The 18,529-nt window shown below is 61.0% G+C and carries 11 protein-coding genes; 9 read left to right on the top strand and 2 right to left on the bottom strand.

The annotated features are described in order from the left end of the window. Positions 1–212: 212 nt before the first annotated feature. Positions 213–1,505, top strand: a complete 1,293-nt coding sequence (locus HMPREF2749_RS04470) for an MFS transporter (protein ID WP_070593533.1) — start codon at positions 213–215, stop codon at positions 1,503–1,505. A gap of 84 nt (positions 1,506–1,589) precedes the next feature. On the opposite strand, the gene HMPREF2749_RS04475 is transcribed toward HMPREF2749_RS04470, so the two are convergent. Beyond that, entirely contained in the window at positions 1,590–2,504 is a 915-nt protein-coding gene (locus HMPREF2749_RS04475) for a shikimate dehydrogenase (RefSeq protein WP_070593550.1), read from the bottom strand. Positions 2,505–2,744: 240 nt separating this feature from the next. Between HMPREF2749_RS04475 and HMPREF2749_RS04480 the strand changes: the two genes are divergently transcribed. The 4 genes from HMPREF2749_RS04480 to HMPREF2749_RS04495 all read left to right on the top strand — a co-directional run bounded on the left by HMPREF2749_RS04480 (position 2,745) and on the right by HMPREF2749_RS04495 (position 12,391). Beyond that, a complete protein-coding gene (locus HMPREF2749_RS04480) occupies positions 2,745–7,634 on the top strand; it encodes an NAD-glutamate dehydrogenase (RefSeq protein ID WP_070593534.1) in 4,890 nt (1,629 codons plus the stop codon). 466 nt (positions 7,635–8,100) lie between these two features. After that, positions 8,101–9,456, top strand: coding sequence for a hypothetical protein (locus HMPREF2749_RS04485; RefSeq protein ID WP_070593535.1), 1,356 nt, complete (start codon positions 8,101–8,103; stop codon positions 9,454–9,456). Between the two features lie 33 nt (positions 9,457–9,489). After that, positions 9,490–11,205 carry a GT4 family glycosyltransferase PelF gene (gene pelF, locus HMPREF2749_RS04490; RefSeq protein ID WP_070593536.1) on the top strand — a complete coding sequence of 572 codons (1,716 nt, stop codon included), beginning with the start codon at positions 9,490–9,492 and terminating at the stop codon, positions 11,203–11,205. Then, positions 11,195–12,391 (top strand): putative glycoside hydrolase family 15 protein, encoded by a 1,197-nt coding sequence (locus HMPREF2749_RS04495; protein ID WP_070593537.1) that lies wholly within the window; start codon positions 11,195–11,197, stop codon positions 12,389–12,391. Before pelF ends, HMPREF2749_RS04495 begins: the two co-directional genes overlap by 11 nt. A gap of 147 nt (positions 12,392–12,538) precedes the next feature. On the opposite strand, the gene HMPREF2749_RS04500 is transcribed toward HMPREF2749_RS04495, so the two are convergent. Further along, positions 12,539–13,975, bottom strand: a complete 1,437-nt coding sequence (locus HMPREF2749_RS04500; RefSeq protein ID WP_070593538.1) for a glyceraldehyde-3-phosphate dehydrogenase — start codon at positions 13,973–13,975, stop codon at positions 12,539–12,541. A 287-nt stretch (positions 13,976–14,262) separates the two neighbouring features. Between HMPREF2749_RS04500 and HMPREF2749_RS04505 the strand changes: the two genes are divergently transcribed. The 4 genes from HMPREF2749_RS04505 to HMPREF2749_RS04520 all read left to right on the top strand — a co-directional run bounded on the left by HMPREF2749_RS04505 (position 14,263) and on the right by HMPREF2749_RS04520 (position 18,435). Continuing rightward, complete coding sequence (locus HMPREF2749_RS04505) at positions 14,263–15,198, top strand: carbohydrate kinase family protein (protein WP_070593539.1); 936 nt, start codon at positions 14,263–14,265, stop codon at positions 15,196–15,198. 83 nt (positions 15,199–15,281) lie between these two features. Next, positions 15,282–15,827 carry a YbhB/YbcL family Raf kinase inhibitor-like protein gene (locus HMPREF2749_RS04510; RefSeq protein ID WP_005504213.1) on the top strand — a complete coding sequence of 182 codons (546 nt, stop codon included), beginning with the start codon at positions 15,282–15,284 and terminating at the stop codon, positions 15,825–15,827. An 85-nt stretch (positions 15,828–15,912) separates the two neighbouring features. Beyond that, the gene (locus HMPREF2749_RS04515) at positions 15,913–16,725 is read left to right on the top strand and encodes an HAD-IIB family hydrolase (RefSeq protein WP_049352894.1); all 813 of its coding nucleotides are present in this window, start codon (positions 15,913–15,915) and stop codon (positions 16,723–16,725) included. A 192-nt stretch (positions 16,726–16,917) separates the two neighbouring features. Continuing rightward, entirely contained in the window at positions 16,918–18,435 is a 1,518-nt protein-coding gene (locus HMPREF2749_RS04520; protein ID WP_070593540.1) for an ATP-binding protein, read from the top strand. Positions 18,436–18,529 lie beyond the last annotated feature (94 nt).

An 18,529-nucleotide genomic window follows, 5' to 3' on the forward strand; every position in this document is an offset into this window, starting at 1 on the left:
ATGCCCAACCCCTCATTTTTTATTGCTCATGAACTGACTGGGGCTGGAGGTGTCCACCCGCTATTACTACTTCAAACCCTGGGAACTTAGGTAACCCTATGGAAAACAGGCGGTGCGCTCCCTACACTGGAAGGGCACATTGACAAACCGCACGGGCCGCCCACACCGCGGCCCCGCCCCTCCCAACGGGTACACCACCGAAGGAGCCACCCATGAGCCGACGCACCGACGCGCCCGCCCGATCACCACGACGAGCCGCCCTCGCCAGCTGGATAGGCTCCGCCCTCGAATACTACGACTTCGCCGTCTACGGCACCGCCGCCGCAATCGTGCTCAACCGCATCTTCTTCCCCGAAGACACCGCCGCCATCGGCATCCTCAAGTCCATGGTGGTTGTGGGCGTCGCCTACGTTGTGCGCCCCTTCGGCGCCATGATCGTTGGACCCCTCGGTGACCGCTACGGCCGCCGATTCGTCCTGATGCTCACGCTCTTCCTGATGGGCTTTGCCACCTTCGCAATCGGTTGCCTGCCGACCTACAGCGAGGCGGGTATCCTCGCCCCCACCCTGCTGGTCATCTGCCGCATGATTCAGGGCCTCTCCGCCGCCGGTGAGCAGGCAAGCTCCATCTCCATCTCCCTGGAGCACGCCAACGAGCATCAGCGCGCTTTCACGACCAGCTGGACCCTGCAGGGCACCCAGTTCGGCTCGCTGCTGGCAACCGCCGTGTTCATTCCCTTCGCCGCTCTGCCGGACGAGCACCTGCTCAGCTGGGGCTGGCGCGTACCCTTCTGGCTCTCCGCCTTCGTGGTGGTGACCGCCTGGCTGATTCGCCGCACCCTCTCCGAGCCGCCCGCATACCTGCAGCGCGAAAAGCTCACCGAATCCCCGCTCATGCTGGTCTTCAAGCACCACAAGCGCGCCGTGCTCACCATCGCCGTATGCGCCATGGTCAACACCGTGAACATGGTCTTCACGACCTTCGCGCTTTCCTTCGCCACCAAGGGTTACGGTCTTGATCGCAGCACTATGCTGCTGGTGCCGGTCGCCTCCAACACTCTCGGCCTGATTGCGATTCCGCTCGCCGCCATGCTTGCCGACCGGATCGGTCGTAAGCCCGTGTTCATTACCGGTGCGGTTGCTTCGTCCCTGGTGATGTTCCCGTACCTCGGCGCGATTACCGAGGGTAACTGGGTGGGTATCTTCGCCTACGGCGTGCTCATGCACGGTGCGCTGTACTCCATGGCGAACGGCGTGTGGCCCGCCTTCTATGCGGAGATGTTCCCGACTCGCGTGCGCGTGACCGGCCTGGCGCTGGGTACCCAGATTGGCTTCGCAATTTCTGGAGGCGTCGCCCCCGCCGTGGCGACGAGCCTCGCCGGTGCCGACCTGCATAACGCGGTGCTGCCCGCCGTGTTCACGGTCGCCATGTGCGTGCTCGTGGCGTTGGGTGCGCTGACGGCTCGTGAAGGGTACAAGAAGTCCCTTGCGGAACTGGACGTATAGCCCGCACAATATATTCCGTATATAGAATAAATACAGGTGGGGCTGGATAGTTAGCTATCCATCCCCACCTGCGTGTTTAACCTTCTAAGCCCCCTGCTGAGCCGCAATCAGCGTCTCAAAATGCGCCGCCATACGCTCAGCGTTCGGTTCCAGCCCAGTGAAGAGGCGGAATGCATCCACCGCCTGACCCACCGCCATGTAGCCGCCCGTTAGCACCTCGCATCCGGCGGCACGCGCCGCGCGCACCAGCTGCGTCTGTTGCGGCAGATAGATGACGTCCGCAACCCACAGGCCTTCACGCAACACCCCGGCGCTCAGTGCCGACTCGCTCAACGGCATACCCGGATGCACGTGCATGCCCACCGGGGTTGCGTTCACCAAACCCCGAGCTTCCAGTAGAGCTTCAATCAAGCGCTCATCGTCGCTCAGCACCTCGACCCGGGTCTGCGGGAAGAGCCCACCCAGCTGCTCCGCAAGCCCCTGCGCCTTCGCCGCGTCACGCTCAAAGAGACTCAGGTGGCGCACCCCCAGGCGGCACAGGGCGTATGCCGTGGCGCTACCGGCACCGCCAGCACCCAGCTGCACCACGTGCTCCAGGCGCGCCGGATTCTCCGCCACCTGTGGCAGGCCGCGCTTCAATCCCGCAATGAACCCGGAGTAGTCCGTGTTATCGCCGTAGAAGCTGCCGTCCTCGCCAATCACTACGCAATTGACCGCGCCCAGGGCGCGTGCCGCATCCGAAAGCTCGTGCAGGTGCTCCATGACCGACTGCTTGCACGGGTGCGTGATATTGAAAGCGTTAAAGCCGAGCAGTGCCGCCGCATCCAGAAGCGCCGGGGCGGAGGCGCCATCCAGGTTCAGGGCGTCCAGGTCGACGGGGCGGTACAGGTAGCGCACCCCGTGCGCGTCCGCCTCCGCCTCGTGCATGGGAGGGGTCAGGGAGGAGGTGATGCCGTCACCAATGAGGCCCACCAGGAAAGATTCAGTACGCAAACTCATAGTTTCACTGTACGTGTCCATCCCTCAAGATGCACCTACTTTCTTGAACCCGTACCAAATGCGTGCTGGATTTGGGAAGAAGATAAAAATAATTTCTACGCTCACAAGAGCGATATGTCTGACAGAAACACCTCGAAGGTATAAGCTTGGTATAAGTGCTCGCGCGCCACGGCGCGCACATGAGACCACACAGACACCGTCACAGTGAAGTGATACCGATATTCGGAGGATAGATTGTCAATGACTGACAAGGCTATGGCACACTTCGCTGGCGCCGATGCATGGGTCGAGCAGTATTTCCTGAACAGCCCCGAAGATGAGCGTGAAGAGTTCACCCCGGCAGAGTTAGAGGATTTGGCTCGCACCCACCGTGCGCTGGCTCAAATCCGCCTGCCCAAGACCCCTGTCGTTGCCGCACGCAACGACGAGTACAACACCACCCTGTACGTCGCGACCGACGACATGCCGCACATCGTCAGCTCCCTGACCGCATGCCTTGCCGCGCACTTTGGTGGTTTCGTCACCATTCTTCACCCCACCTTCCTCGCTGAACGCGGCCCGGACGGTACCCTCCTGAGCCTGCGCGGCACCGGCATGCGCGGCAACCTCGCCAGTGGCGATACCGCCACTCTTGGCGTGCCCTCCCTCAAGCTCAGCGAGAACGCCCCGGCGGGTACCACTGTCGCTATTGAAGCCTGGATTGCGGTTCGCCTGACCCGCTACCTCACTGAGGAAGAGCAGCGCCGCTGCGAGAAGGAAGTTGAGCGCGTCCTCGCTGATGTTCGCGCCTGCCACACCGACCTGGATGCCATGGTCGCCCGCGTTTTCGACCTGGCGCAGTCCATGTACGACCTGCGCGGCGCAACCCTGGGTCACGGCGAGGAATCCTACGCCGCTAACCCGCGCGGTGTGGAGCCTGCCTCCCGTGTGGAGGTGGCACAGGACTTCCTGCGCTGGCTGACCCGCGGCAACTTCGTGTTTATGGGCGTTAAGGAGCGCGTGCTGGACGGCACCTCCGGCGCTATTTCTCTGGTGGACCGCCCCGGTTCGGCGCTCGGTATTCTGCGCACCACGGAGGGTAAGAGCCGCATCCCCCTTTCGGGCGAGACCCTGGAGCGTGCCCTGTTCCCGCGCCCCCTGTACATCACGAAGGCGAATTCCCGCTCCACCGTAGCACGGAACGACTACCTGGACTACATTGGTGTGCGCCGCTTCGACCTGAACGGCCGCGTGATTGGTGAGTACGTCATTCTGGGTCTGTTCACCCGTCAGTCGTACGCACTGCCCGCTATTGAGACTCCGCTGGTGCGTGAGCGTATCGCGATGGTGCGCCGCCGCCTCGGCTACCACCCCGGTTCTTACTCTGACAAGGCGCTTCTGGGTGCCTTGGAAGATTACCCGCGCCTGGAGCTGTTGCACGCTTCCGCTAATGACCTGACCGATACGTTCGGCGGCATCATGGGCCTGGAGGAGCGCCGCAAGACCCGCCTGTTCCTGCGCGCCGACCAGTTCAACCGGTTTATTTCCGCCGTGGTGTACCTGCCTCGGGATCGTTACAACACGAACGTGTGCTCCCGTATTCAGCGGGTGTTCCAACAAGAATTTGATTTTAGTGCCATCGACCATGAGGTGTACCTGTCCTCCTCATCGCTGGCGCGTCTATTTTTCCGCATTCGGCTCACCAACCCCAATGATGTGCCGAAGACGGATCATCAAGCTCTCGAAAAGCGACTGCAAGAAGCCGCCCGCTCCTGGGTGGAAGCAACCGCAGCTGCTATTGAGGCATGGAAACCCGGAGCGGCAGGCCGCCGACTCGCATCAGCCTGGGCAGATGCGACTAGTGCAGCCTACCGAGCCGATTACACAGTAGAACAAGCAATCGAGGATATCGTGATTCTTGAATCTCTCTCGGGCCAGAAGCCCGCCGCAATCAAGGTTGAAGCCGGCGAAGCCAACACCACCCGACTGAAGACCTACCTGTCCGCACCTCACACCCTCACCGAGCTTCTGCCGGTTATGCAGAATATGGGTCTGGTCGTTGTTGATCAGAAGCCCTACGAGTTCAAGCCTGAGGACGGCGAAGACTACGGCTACCTCTACGACTTTGGGGTTCAGTTCCCCGAGGGCGTGGATGCAAACGCTGTGGCTTCCCTTTACGAGGACGCCCTGAACGCCTACCTGCTCGGTGAGCGCGAGTCCGATACCCTGGACCGCCTGATCCTGGCTGAGGGCCTGACCTGGCAGGAAGTACGTCTGTTCCGTGCCCTGAACCACTACCTGATTCAGCTGGGCCTGGGCTACACCCCGTCCTTCATGTCGAACACCCTGCTCGCAAACCCGGCCATCACCAAGCACCTGGTCGAGTTCTTCGAGGTCAGCTTCGACCCGAACAACGGTCTCAACGATGAGCAGCGCAACGCACGCCGTGACGAAATCGAAGCAGCCCTGGTTGAGGAACTGAACCAGATCCCCACCCTGGACGCTGACCGCTACCTGCGTTCCCTCGGCAAGGTCATCCGCGCTATCCTGCGCACCAACGCATACCTTGCTGACCGCCCCGCACTCGCGTTCAAGGTGGCACCGCAGGAGATTGACTTCGCACCCCTGCCCCGCCCCAAGTTCGAGATTTTCGTCTACTCCCCGCGCGTTGAGGGTGTTCACCTGCGCTTCGGTAGCGTTGCACGTGGTGGCCTGCGCTGGTCGGATCGCCGTGACGACTTCCGCACCGAGGTGCTCGGCCTGGTCAAGGCCCAGATGGTGAAGAACGCCGTCATTATCCCCACCGGCGCGAAGGGTGGCTTCTACCCCAAGCAGCTGCCCGACCCCGCAGTGGATCGTGACGCATGGATCACCGAGGGCCGCGAGTCCTACAAGGTCTTCATCGGCTCCCTGCTGGATGTCACCGACAACCTCGCAGTGGGCACCGACGGCTCCGAGACCGTTGTCCGCCCCGAAGGTGTTGTAGCACGCGACGCTGACGACTACTACCTGGTGGTTGCAGCGGATAAGGGCACCGCAGCATTCTCCGACACCGCAAACGCAATCAGTCTGGAGCGCGGCTTCTGGCTGGGCGACGCCTTCGCATCCGGCGGCTCCGTCGGTTACGACCACAAGGCTATGGGCATCACCGCACGTGGTGCATGGGAGTCCGTCAAGCGTCACTTCGCTGAGCTCGGCCACGACGCTCAGACCGAAGAGTTCACCGCAGTCGGCATTGGCGACATGTCCGGTGACGTGTTCGGTAACGGTCTGCTCCGCTCCAAGGCAACCCGCCTGGTCGCAGCATTCGACCACCGCGACATCTTCCTGGACCCGAACCCGAACGCGGCAGTGTCCTTCGACGAGCGTCAGCGCCTGTACAACCTGCCCCGTTCCTCCTGGCAGGACTACAACCGCGACCTGATTTCCGCCGGTGGTGGCGTGTACTCTCGCGGTCTGAAGTCCATCGAGATTACCCCCGAGGTGCGCGAGGTTCTGGGCCTGGATGAGTCCGTTACCGAGCTGGCACCGACCGAGCTGATTTCCGCAATCCTCAAGGCACCGGTCGACCTGATTTACAACGGCGGTATCGGTACCTACGTGAAGGCATCCACCGAGACCAACGCACAGGTTGGCGACAAGGCTAACGATGCACTGCGCGTCAACGGTAAGGACCTGCGCGCCAAGATTGTTGGCGAGGGCGGTAACCTCGGCTTCACCCAGCTGGGTCGTATTGAGGCTGCGCTCAACGGCGTCATCCTCAACACCGACGCAATCGACAACTCCGCAGGTGTGGAAACCAGTGACCGCGAGGTCAACATCAAGATTCTGGTGGACCGCCTCGTGGCACACGGCGAGCTGTCCAGCGAAGAGCGTGCTTCCTTCATCGAGTCCCTGCAGGACGAGGTCGGCGGCAAGGTCCTCGAGACCAACGTTGAGCAGAACGTTCTGCTGCAGGGTGAGTTCCACGGCTCCTTCCTGGGCACCAACCTGTACAAGCGCCTCATGCACGACCTGGAAGAGCACGCCGGCCTGAACCGCGCCGTCGAGTTCCTGCCCACCGACGAGGAGCTGGATGCACGCCTGGAGAACACCGGCGAGCGTCTGACCCGCCCCGAGCTGTCCGTCCTGGCTGCGTACGTGAAGATTTACCTCACCCACGCACTGGAGCAGACCGACTTCGCGGACGACCCCTACCTGGAAGGCGTTCTGCGCAGCTACTTCCCGGCAGCACTGGTTGAGCGTTTCGGCCAGCACCTGGACTCGCACCCGCTGCGTAAGGAAATTATCTGCACCCGCGTCGCTAACGAGCTGGTCAACATCGGCGGTATCACTTTCGCATACCGTGTGATGGAGGAGTTCAACGTCGGTATTGATTCCGTCGCACGCGCCTTCATCGTCGCTCGTGAGCTCTTCGAGCTGGGCACCGCTGCTAAGCTGCACCGCGAACTGCCCCCGAAGACCCCGCTGGATGCATGGTTCACCGTTCTGCGCGACAACCAGCGCGTTCTGGACCGTGCAGTCCGCTGGTTCATCACCGAGCGCGGCGTCGTTGCTGGCACCAGCATCTCCGAGCTGCTGGAGATCTTCGGATCCGTCGTCGAAATGCGCCACAACCTGCCCGAGTACCTCTCCGGCACCTCCCGTGCTCGCGTCCGTGCAAAGCGTGACGCAGGCGAGGCATGGGGCCTGCCCGAGGAGCTCATCGTCATCTGGATTCGCGGCTTCGAGGGCTACGCCCTGCTGGACGTGATTCGTTCGGCCGCCGATCACGACTTCGAGGCAACCTCGCTGGCACCGGTCTACTTCGCAACCTACGACCGCTTCAAGGTGGACGAACTGCTCGGCCTCATCTCCGACCTGCCCCGCAGCGACCGCTGGGAGATCCTGGCACGCCAGGCAATGCGCGGCAGCCTCTACGAGACTGCTGCAAGCCTCGCACTGTCCGTGGCTGAGGGCGCGAAGGGCGACTTCTCCACCGTGGATGGTGCACAGCAGGCGCTGGCAACCTGGATTGAGGAGCACCCGACCCGCGTGGGTAACATCGACCGCATCCTCGAGGAGATTGCTGAGGCAGCTCCGGATGCAACCGGTCACCCGCGACTGGCTGTAGTGTCCGTAGCACTGCGCACCCTCGCTAGCGCATCCTAAGTAAATAAGACCCGTTAGGGTCGCCGCTTAGAGCATCCCGGTTCCCTCCCGGTCGGAGGGGCCGGGATGCTTTTGCGCAGGAGCATGTTGGGTGGGGACACTCTGCATAGTGACATCCTGCATATTGACGCCCTGCGTGTGGGCGTATCGCTTGGGAATACCCTTCTCAGGGTTGTTGCACCCTACACATATTGCGCAGAACACTGCTCTCACTAGGTGTTTTGCGTTTTGGCGTGATGCACATTATGGGGGTGTGTCCTAAATCCCTTCAAATATCAAGTAGAGGGTTAAGGAAACCAAAGGTTTTAGTTGATATATGCCGTATATTGATTCACGGCGGCATCAGCGCAAACCATGGGGACCCGGCACTTCTCGGTACGACGACTCTTTCCCCTGGCACGTCACACGGTGCTGTTAAAACACACTGCCCCTAATCTTTACGATTATCGACTGAAAGTCTGCAAGATTGTCTACCAACCACGGTACTGAGGAAAAAAGCAACAGCGCATGGCGCCTCCTCATTAACTTTCTGCTTTACGTCTCTCCGGTCGCACTGCTGACCACCATCTTCCCCATCGTCACCCCGACCATTAACCGGTACAACCTCGATGGTGTACCCCTGATTCAGGTGATCCTGGCAGCATCCATTACCGTTCCCTGGCTCAGCCAGGCAGCCTGCCTGCCCCTTTACCGTGCTATCCAGATGGAGCACAAGAAGATTGCGGACGCCCGCGAAGGCCTGCGTATTCACGCTGAAACCCTTGAGCACCAGCTCAAGCGTGCCGAAGCACGAGCCGTACGCGCACGCATGTCCGAGCCGCAGTTCCAAGACATTACCGACCTGACCGCGTTCACCCGTAACTGGCTCTATCTCTTCTTCATGACCATGCCGCTGGTGCTGCTCTTCGCAATTCCGGTCGCCCTCGTCCTTCACTGGAGCCCGACTGCATTCGGTGCGTTCTTCGTCCTGGGCGTTCTCAACATTGCGTTCGCGCAGCTGCTGGTCATCCCGAACCTCGCGAAGAACCGCATCATCTGGTTCATCGCGTGGCTTGGCTACACTCTTGCCCTGTTCTTCTTCCCGAAGGAATGGTTCCTGCCGCCGCTGGTTGGTTCGCTCATTCTGTTGGTGAGCCTCGGCAAGGACCTGGTGCACCTGCTGCACTTCGCGCGCATCCCGCTCAAGGACATTGCGCTCGACGCCCTGCGTGGCTTCTTCACCGGCTCCATCATCTGGGCCGATAAGTACATGCTCTTCCTGGTCACCGGCGGTGAAATCAATGTCGTGGCAATCTACCTGAGCCTGATCCCCTGCGTTATCGCCTACAACTACTTCTTCGTGGTGGAAGCAGACCGCGTCAACGCAAGCATCCAGCACCTGTGGACCATCTTCGACCGCCTGCCCTACAAGGGCGTTCAGGAGGAGTCCTCCAAGGCTCTGCGCACCTCCAACCACGCTATCCGCAACTCCCTGCTGATTTACATCGCCAGCGCTATCGTCACCGGCATCCTGATGTTCATCTTCCTGCCGCAGTCCTACCCGCTGGCGCTCTCCGGCCTGGTCGTGGCGTTCCTCTTCGTTGCAGTGGCACTGCTGATCTACCAGATCGAGTACATGACCATGTACGTCACCGTGCAGCTGCTCTCCGCAGCGCACCTGGTGCTGCTCTTCATCTCCTTCATGATCCTGCCCAACGAGACCGGCTACCTGCCCATCATCGCGGGCGAGGCAGTGCTCGCCTTCGCCTGCTACCGCGTCTACCGTCAGGCGTGGGCAGCCCCCGAGTACTCCCTCTTCTGGCGTCGAGCCCTCGCCTGGTAAGAACCGCACGGTCCGCGAAAGATACATACGACAATGACTGAACAGATGTACCGAAACCACTACGCGCCGCTGCAGCTTCCGGCTCCCGGCCCCCACTACAGCAACCCCGAATACCCGGACGTTGACGTCGCCATCATCATGGAATCCACCTACCCCTACCTCAAGGGTGGTGTGTCCGCGGTGGTGCACGATATCGTCTGCGAAAACCCGGATCTGACCTACGGCATTATTCACATCGCCTGGGATAAGAACTCCCCCCACGAAGACCTCTACGGCATGCCCGAGAACGTCAAGTGGGTCAAGGTGCTGTACCTGAGCCTGGAAGTCAACCGCGAGGCCTTCGCGGAAGCCTGCGACCCCTCCGCACTGCGCATGAACTTTGCGGAGCGTCAGGCGCTCACCAACCGCCTCATGGACGGCTTCAGCGCCCTCATCGCCGGCGACGTGAACCCCCTCTGGAAGCTCTACGACGAGGGCATCAACCCCGCAACCCGCAGCTACAACCTCTTCGGCCTCTTCGGAACCCGCGAGTTCATGCAGGCGATTGCGGGTCTGGGCTTCTTCTCCGAGGTGCCCTTCGGTGAGCTCTTCTGGAAGGTGCGCGACTTCGTCTCCATCCTCTTCGCGATCCTGCACGAGCGGATGCCGCACGCCCGCGTCTACCACGCCCACACCACCGGCTACGCGGCACTCATCGCCGCCGCAGCCGCACGTGACCACGGCACCAGCTTCCTGCTGACCGAGCACAACCTGTACATTCGCGACACCGTGAACACCAAGCTCGAACGCAACATGGCGAAGCCCGTCACCACCGACTACGCCTTCCTCAACGAGGAGCGTGAGCACCCCGGCCTGGGCCCGGTCACCCTCGACGAGCGTGCCTGGTCCGTCTGGTTCGTCGAAATGGGACGCTTCTGCTACCCCAGCGCCGACATGGCAACCTACCTGTACCCCAAGGCACTGGAAGAGGCACGCGGTATTGGCGCGCCCATCGACCAGATGAACGCGGGCGAGAAGGACCGCGCAATCATTCTGCCTAACGGTATGCTCATCGAGTCCGTGGCGGAAGCCTACTACGCCCGCCAGTCGGCGCGTGCCCGCATCCTCGCTGAGGGCCGCGGCCACGTGTGGCGCTTCGTGTTCATCGCCCGCGTGGTGCCTATTAAGGGCCTGACCGACCTGATTCGCTCCCTCGCGGTGCTGCGCGATCAGGGTCTGGTGAACTTCCACCTGGACGTGCTCGGCCCCAAGGATCACCTGCCCGAGTATTACGAGCTGTGCTTGCGCACCATCGAAGAGCTCAACATGGGTGAGTACATCACCTTCCACGGCACCGTGAACGTGCGTGCGATGCTCGACCGCTTCGACCTGCTGCTCATGCCCAGCTACAATGAGGGGCAGCCGATTGTGGCGCTCGAGGCGATGGCTGCGTCCATCCCGCTGGTCAGCACCGACGTGGGCGGTATGTCCCAGCTCATCGACGATGTGCTGGTCGCCCCCGACGGCCACGAAATCGGTAACTGCGGTATCTTGACCATCCCCGGCGATATTCACGGCTTTGCGGCGGCGCTGCGCACCCTCATGGAGGAGCCCAGCATCTACGAACGCTACTGTGTGAACGCCTACGACCGTATCGTCAGCTTCTTCCAGCTGCGACTGGTCATGGACCGCTACAACACGATCTACCGCGAGCTGGGCAAGTTGCCCCCTCGCGCCCCCGAATTCGACCCGGAGTACGATGGCGAATAAACTCACCCGCTTGGGCGGACCCGGCAAGTTTGGTGCCTGGGTCCGCTACGGCGGTAAGCCCATTACCCAGCAGCAGCTCGATTTTGCGGTCAAGAACTACTCTGTCGCAATCCTGCAGCCCTGGGAACTGGACGCGGCACGCTACCTGAAGAAGCGTGCACCTCAAATGGTGGTGCTGGCGTACAAGTGCCTGTCCTCCACCCGCTCTTATGAGCCCGGCCCGATCTATTCTTCGGGTGTGTCTTACCCGCTGGCGCAGTCGATGGCGAACTCCGGTAAGGATTTCTTCGCCCACCGCCTCAACGGTGACCGTATCGAGTGGAAGGGCTACCCCAAGCACTTCCAGATGCAGGTGTGGAACGCCGACTACCGTTGGCAGTGGGTGGACGCTGTGGTGCGCGAAATGCGCAACTCACCCTTCGACGGGGTCATGGCGGATAACGACATCGAGAACGACTACTACGACCTGAACCTGCCCATCCAGGGTGTGGAGTCTATGACGAAGATTCGTGAGCACCTGGATTTTCTGGTCGCGTACGCCGGTATTGAGCTGAATAAAATCGGCAAGATTCTGGTGCCCAATATTGCTGAGTCTCGTCTGCGTTACGGCAAGTGGGAGCGTCACAGCGCCTACGGTGGCGGCTTTGAGGAGGTGTGGCTTGGCTGGGGTCCGAACGACTACCTGTCTTCGCCGTACGCCGTGATGCAGGGTCGTGAGATTGCGAACGGCTCGGCGGGCGACGTGAACCTGGGTACTACTTTTGCGGGTCTGGGTGGCCGTAGCGCCGCCTCGCAGAAGAAGGTGACGATTCTGCGTACCCCGCTTAGCGACCGCAAGGCTGCTATTACCGGTACGGATGAGAACTTCCTGTACGGTTTGGCGGGCTTCTGGGTGTTCGGTGGAGGCGCCTTCACCGGCATCAGCGCAACCCACCACGACGCCTACGACGAGATCCCGCACGCCCCGGAGCTTTCCTATGACCTGGGGGATCCGGTCGGCGGCATTATTGCTCAGAAGACCGCTCAGACTCGTGCCTTTACGCGCGGCTGGGCTGCCCTGAACACCGGCTCGAAGGATGTGATCGTGAAGGTCCCGTCCGGCTTGGTGGATGCGGCAAACCGCCCGGTGCCCTCGAGCTTCACGCTACGGGCGCATCAGGGTGTGGTGTACCGCCGTAAGGCGTAATTCACCGCTCGCGTAGCTCTTCTGAGCTTCTGCGTGGCACCTCTTATTTGCGCATATAACCTCATAAACAAACCCACCGGCAATATAGCCAATTGGCTATATGTACCGGTGGGTTTGTTATATGTGTGCTAGATGAGCTGGGGTAGCTTACTTAGCGGGGTAGGAGGGCACTTCGTAGCCGCCCATGCGCTCCAGAACGCGAATCACCTGGCAGGAGTAACCGAACTCGTTGTCGTACCAGACGTAGACAATTGCGGAGTCATCGGTCACCACGGTAGCCAGCGAGTCCACAACACCTGCGGTGCGGGAACCCACGAAGTCGGTGGAAACAGCCTCGGGGGAATCCGAGTAGCCCACCTGGCGGCGCAGTTCGCCGTCGATGGACTCGCGGCGGAACAGCTCGTTCAGTTCCTCAGCGGAACCTGCGGGCTTGGTCAGCTTCACGTTCAGGATTGCCATGGAGACGTCCGGGGTGGGAACGCGGATAGCGTTACCGGTCAGTTTGCCTTCCAGCTGCGGCAGAGCCTTAGAAACAGCCTTTGCTGCACCGGTCTCGGTGATGACCATGTTCAGCACAGCGGAGCGACCGCGGCGGTCACCCTTGTGGAAGTTGTCGATCAGGTTCTGATCGTTGGTGAATGCGTGAACGGTCTCAACGTGGCCGCGCTCAACACCGTATGCGTCATCCAGAACCTTCAGTGCCGGGGTGATCGCGTTGGTGGTGCAGGATGCTGCGGAGAGGATCTTGTCCTCATCGGTGATGACGTTGTCGTTCACACCGAACACGATGTTCTTCATGTCGCCCTTACCGGGAGCGGTCAGCAGAACACGAGAAATACCGGGGCAGTTCAGGTGCTGCTCGAGGCCCGGAACGTCGCGCCAGCGGCCGGTGTTGTCCACCAGCAGAGCGTCCTTGATGCCGTACTCGGTGTAGTCGACGGTGGTCGGGTCAGAGGAGTAAATGAAGCGAACCGGAACACCGTTAGCGATGATGGTGCTGTTCTCTTCGTCTACCTCAATAACGCCCTTGAACGGGCCGTGAACAGAGTCGCGCTCCAGCAGGGATGCGCGCTTGACCAGGTCCTTATCGCCGTTCTTACGCACCACAACAGCGCGCAGGTTCAGGCCAGAACCCAGCGGCGAGGAGGAACGCTCCAGCAGAATACGAGCCAGCAGGCGACCAATACGACCAAAGCCGTACAGCACAACGTCCTGCTCCTTCGGCTGGTCACCCTGGTGGTTCACGGAGGAACCCAGCTGCTCGGGCAGCCACATGGACAGCTCGGGGGAGCCCGCCTCGTGGTGTGCCTTGTGCAGGGCAGCAATGTTAATCGAGCAAGCGCCCAGGTTCAGCTCAGTCAGAGCACGAACCAGCTCGAGGGAGTGCGCGGGGTTCAGGGGCGCACCATCAATGTGGGATACGAAATCGTGCAGCTTCAGCAGCTCAATGACAGACTTGTTGACCAGGCTGCGGCCGTGAATGCTCAGCACCACGCCGTTCTCGCGGTGCAGCTTACCGATGAGGGGGATCAGCTCCTCTGCGGTAGCCTCACGGTTAACCCAGGTAGCGGTTGCAGTCGTCACGTATGACCTTCTTCCTAACTTCGTCGTTGGAGGGTAGGCGCGACGATGCTGTCGCGTCAATACCGTGCCGGGCGTTAAGACCCGGCGTCGGTTTAAGTCTAACCCGTGTGAACCCCTCCAGACCCTCAAAATTAGCGATATTGAGGCTAAAAGTCAGAAGAGACAGAAGGCAGTTTGTGAACCCACACGGCAAGCCAACACAAGCCCTCAGAAGGGAAAGCAAAACCACTTTAAATACCCACAAAAACACACGCCACGAGGGCGCAAACATGAGTAGAATTGAAACCATGTTGACTGTAATCGGTGAAGCACTCGTAGACGTCGTCCACCAGCACGACGGAGAAACCCGCGCCTACCCCGGCGGATCGCCCATGAACGTAGCCGTCGGCGCACGCCGCCTCGGCCACTCCACCAACTTCGTCGGCCACTACGGCCCCGACGCCTACGGCAAGAGCATTGACGCACACCTGGAAGCATCCCAGGTGACCCTGCCCTTCGAGCACAGTGCCGAGCGCACCTCCGTCGCCCAGGCAACCATCGGCGCCGACGGCGCGGCAGAGTACGAATTCGACATCACCTGGTCCCTCGACTCCGTCGCCGAGAAGCTCACCGAACTGGCACGCACCTCCGATGCAGTACACACCGGCTCCATCGCCGCCATGCTTGAACCCGGCGCGCACGTGGTCGCCGCAGCCTTTGAAGCCGCCCGCGACAGCGCCCTGCTCAGCTACGACCCGAACTGCCGCCCCACCCTCATCCACAACGTTGACGAGGGCCGCGCATGGGCTGAAAAGTTCGTCTCCCTCTCCACCGTCGTGAAGGCATCCGACGAGGACCTGCAGTGGCTCTACCCCGAGCGCTCCCTCGACGACACCGCCCGCGCATGGCTTGACCTCGGCGCAGAGCTGATGGTCATCACCCGCGGCGAAGATGGCCCCATCGCCTTCACCAAGAAGTACCCCGAGGGCATCAGCCAGCCCGCACACCGCGTTGAGGTTGCGGACACCGTCGGTGCTGGCGACTCCCTCATGGCGGCACTTATCGCAGGTCTGCTCGACCGCGGCATTGCCGGTGCTGAGGCGCGTGCCAAGGTTGCCGCACTGACCGCAGAAGACATTGCCGACCTGCTGCGCTTCTCCGCAACCGCAGCCGGTATCACCGTCTCCCGCGCGGGCGCTAACCCGCCCACCCGCGAAGAACTCGACGCCGTACTCAACGGCTAAAAAATTCACGCCTCGCCGGCGGATAGCTCACTCTGTCCGCCGGCGTCGCCATATCCACCCGAACCCCACCATTGAGGAACATCATGACCAACATCGGCACCGCACCCCTGCCCCGCGAACCCTACGCGGGCCTGCCCGACCTGCCCGAATTCACCCTGACCTCCACCGACATTCAGGACGGCGGCACCGCCCCCGAATGGATGCTCTCCGCCCTTTTCGGCGTGGCGGGCGGTCAGGACCGCTCCCCGCAGCTGTCCTGGAGCGGCTTCCCCGAGGGCACCAAGTCCTTCGTGCTGACCTGCTTCGACCCGGATGCGCCGGTCCCCAGCGGCTTCTGGCACTGGACTGTCTCCAACATTCCCGCCAACGTGACCAGCATTGACACTGGCGCGGATGCACCCGCCGGCGCTCTGACGCACCGCAACGACGCCGGTGTGGCGGGCTTCCTGGGTGCTGCCCCTCCGGCTGGTCACGGCCCGCACCGATACATCTTCTGCGTCACCGCCGTGGATGTGGAGAAGCTCGATATTGACGAGAACGCCAGCCCCGCCGTCGTGAACTTTAACCTGCTCGGCCACGGTCTGGGTCGCGCGTTCTTGACCGTCACCTACGCGGAACCGGCGGCATAGCGGCACACCGGCTCGCTGGCACAGTCTAACGAGCCCCGCGCTTTATCCAGCACCGATACACCCCACCACTGAAGGCAAACACTGCATGATTAAACTCATCGCCAGCGACCTGGACGGCACCCTCATCGGGCACGATTTCCGGTTCCGTCCGCGGACCCTGCGCGCCCTTGAGGCTGCCCGCGCCGCCGGGATCGATATCGTCTTCGTTACCGGCCGCCCGAGCCGCTGGCTCACGCCCCTGCGCGAGCAGACCGACTTTGACTCCTACGCCATCTGCTCTAACGGTGCCGTGGTGTACCACCTGGGCGCGAACGAGGTAGAAGAGATCAACGGCGCAGATCCCGCGGTGATTGCCCGCACCCACGAACTCCTAGAACCCATGTTCCCCGACGCCACCTACACCCTGGAAACCGTAGACACCGTCTATATTCAGGGGCCTCACGACGGCGGTGAGGTGCTTGAGGGCGCCCGCGTTATTGAGTCGAGTATTGCTGATTCCCTGGAACGAATTGGCTCAACCCCGGTCATTAAGTACCTGATCCGTGTGCCCGGCATGGACCCGGATATTCTGCAGGCGCGCGTGCATCAGGCGGTAGGTTCGCTGGTGTCGGTGACCCGCGGCGTAGTTGGTGAACCGCTCGTTGAGATGGGTTCTAAGACTGTGAATAAGGGGCGGATCTTGGAGAAGTTCGCGGCACGCCACGGCATTGAGGCGCACGAGGTGATGGCGTTTGGTGACATGCCGAATGACGCTGAGATGCTTTGCTGGGCGGGGGAGGGCTTCGCCATGGCGTCGGGTCAGCCGGCACTCATTGCGAAGGTGGGACGTACCTGCCCGCCCTTCCACGAGGACGGTGTGGCACAGACGATTGAGGCGATGCTCGCCGAACGGTCCTAGCCGCCTAGCACTAGCCAGCCGACACTAGCTATCCAGCACGAGCGGCTAGGTGAGCCTCCGCAGACATAACTCAGACATAAACTTTTATGTCTAGACATAAAAAATTTGAGTCTAGACATAAAAATTTATGTCTAGACTCAAATTTTTGTGTCTGATTTACATCTAATTTGTGTCTAGACTAAAATTTTTTGTATGAACAACGTGGAATGGACCCCCGAATGGCTTGCTGAAACCATCAAACTACTGTGCACTCACGGCAGCGATACGCAGTTTATCGAGGTTAAAAAAGCCCACGGAGGCTACCCCGGAAGCCTAGACGCAACCCTGAGTAGCTTCTCCAATAGTTCCACGGGCGGAATCATTATCTGCGGCCTCGACGAGAATAATGACTTTGCACCTGTAGGCGTATACGACCCTGCAGACCTAGAAAAAACCCTCGGCAACAAGCTCCGCAGGGGCCTCAAGCCGCCGAACACCATGGAATCCGGCACCATCCTCTACGAAGACGCCAAAATCTTTGTCGCCGCAATCCCTCCGCTGCCTCCCTATGAACGCCCCGCCTACATTGGCGGTAAAGCGTACGTGCGTTCCGGCGACGGTGACCACGAAATGAGCCGCCACGAAACCGACCTGATGGTAGCTCAGCGGACACGCACCGGATTCGATGAGGAGCCGGTAGAATACACCTCCCTGGCTGACCTAGACGAAGGCCTCAAAACTGCTTATCTGCGAGACGTCCGTGCTAAATCACGCCGCCTCGCCGGAAGCTCCGATGAAGAAGTCCTCCGCCGTAAGGGAATTATTGCCCTCGGAACCAATAATCTTTCCCTTGCGGGCTTGTACGCCTTGGGTTCTTACCCTCAGGAGTTCAGGCCCTCGCTCAAAGTCACCGGAGTCGTCATCGACCCAAGCGGTAAAGCCCGCAACCTCGACAAATTCGAGGCGGATGGCCCCATCCCCGCGATGCTCGAAGAGACTCTGGCATGGGTCAAGCGGAACCTGGCACACCCGGTTGTCGAACTGTCCAACGGGCACCTCATCAACGGGCAGGAAGTACCCGATATTGCCCTTCGCGAGATCCTGTCGAATGCACTCGTACACCGCAGCCTCAACCCCAAAGCAGATACCGAAGAGGTGCGCGTCAGGATTTTCCCCGACCGAATCTCTGTAGAGAACCCTGGTGGTCTATACGGAATCACTCTCCAGCGTCTGCAAGAGTACGGCGAACGCTCCCGCGTGAATGACCGCCTGTATGACATCTGCACGCATGTAACAACCCCTGAAGACGGATACCGCGTCATCGAAGGTGAAGGTAGCGGCATCTACACTGCCCAGGAGGCGGTGCGTCAGGCAGGGCTGAAACCCATCCAATTCGTTGATGGGGTCATTCGTTTTACTGCGATTATTAGCAGGGAGCCTCTGGCTGGTGCTTGTGCCGCCGATGTTGGTTCACCGCAGCAGAAGTCGGAAGTAGACCCGCGCCAATCGTCGCCTACGGTTCCTAGTAACCGTCAGGAGGCGGTGCTCCTCGCCCTGCGCTCGCTGCGTTACCCCGCCGGTATCGAGGACATCATGGCTGTGCTACCTGAGCCTTTTGCTGAGCTGCAGAAGCCGCAGGTCCGGTACGTCCTCACGAAGCTCCTTCAAGAGGGCGTAATCGTGCGTGAAGGTGGTCGAGGTAACCGCAATACGACATACCGCCTGGCCTAACCGAATATCGGGCTAACATGCAAAAGCGGCCCGGATGGAAACCAATCCATCCGGGCCGCTTTTCTACAGCCTACGCCTCAGGAGAATTACTCCA

Origin of the sequence: Rothia sp. HMSC075F09, from assembly GCF_001810515.1 — a bacterium.
Lineage (GTDB): Bacteria > Actinomycetota > Actinomycetes > Actinomycetales > Micrococcaceae > Rothia.

Excerpts from the sequence above, each read along its gene's own strand:
- HMPREF2749_RS04470 (WP_070593533.1), top strand. The coding sequence starts at position 213 with ATGAGCCGACGCACCGACGCGCCCGCCCGATCACCACGACGAGCCGCC.
- HMPREF2749_RS04475 (WP_070593550.1), bottom strand. The coding sequence starts at position 2,504 with ATGAGTTTGCGTACTGAATCTTTCCTGGTGGGCCTCATTGGTGACGGC.
- HMPREF2749_RS04480 (WP_070593534.1), top strand. The coding sequence starts at position 2,745 with ATGACTGACAAGGCTATGGCACACTTCGCTGGCGCCGATGCATGGGTC.
- pelF (WP_070593536.1), top strand. The coding sequence starts at position 9,490 with ATGACTGAACAGATGTACCGAAACCACTACGCGCCGCTGCAGCTTCCG.
- HMPREF2749_RS04495 (WP_070593537.1), top strand. The coding sequence starts at position 11,195 with ATGGCGAATAAACTCACCCGCTTGGGCGGACCCGGCAAGTTTGGTGCC.
- HMPREF2749_RS04505 (WP_070593539.1), top strand. The coding sequence starts at position 14,263 with ATGTTGACTGTAATCGGTGAAGCACTCGTAGACGTCGTCCACCAGCAC.
- HMPREF2749_RS04510 (WP_005504213.1), top strand. The coding sequence starts at position 15,282 with ATGACCAACATCGGCACCGCACCCCTGCCCCGCGAACCCTACGCGGGC.
- HMPREF2749_RS04515 (WP_049352894.1), top strand. The coding sequence starts at position 15,913 with ATGATTAAACTCATCGCCAGCGACCTGGACGGCACCCTCATCGGGCAC.
- HMPREF2749_RS04520 (WP_070593540.1), top strand. The coding sequence starts at position 16,918 with ATGAACAACGTGGAATGGACCCCCGAATGGCTTGCTGAAACCATCAAA.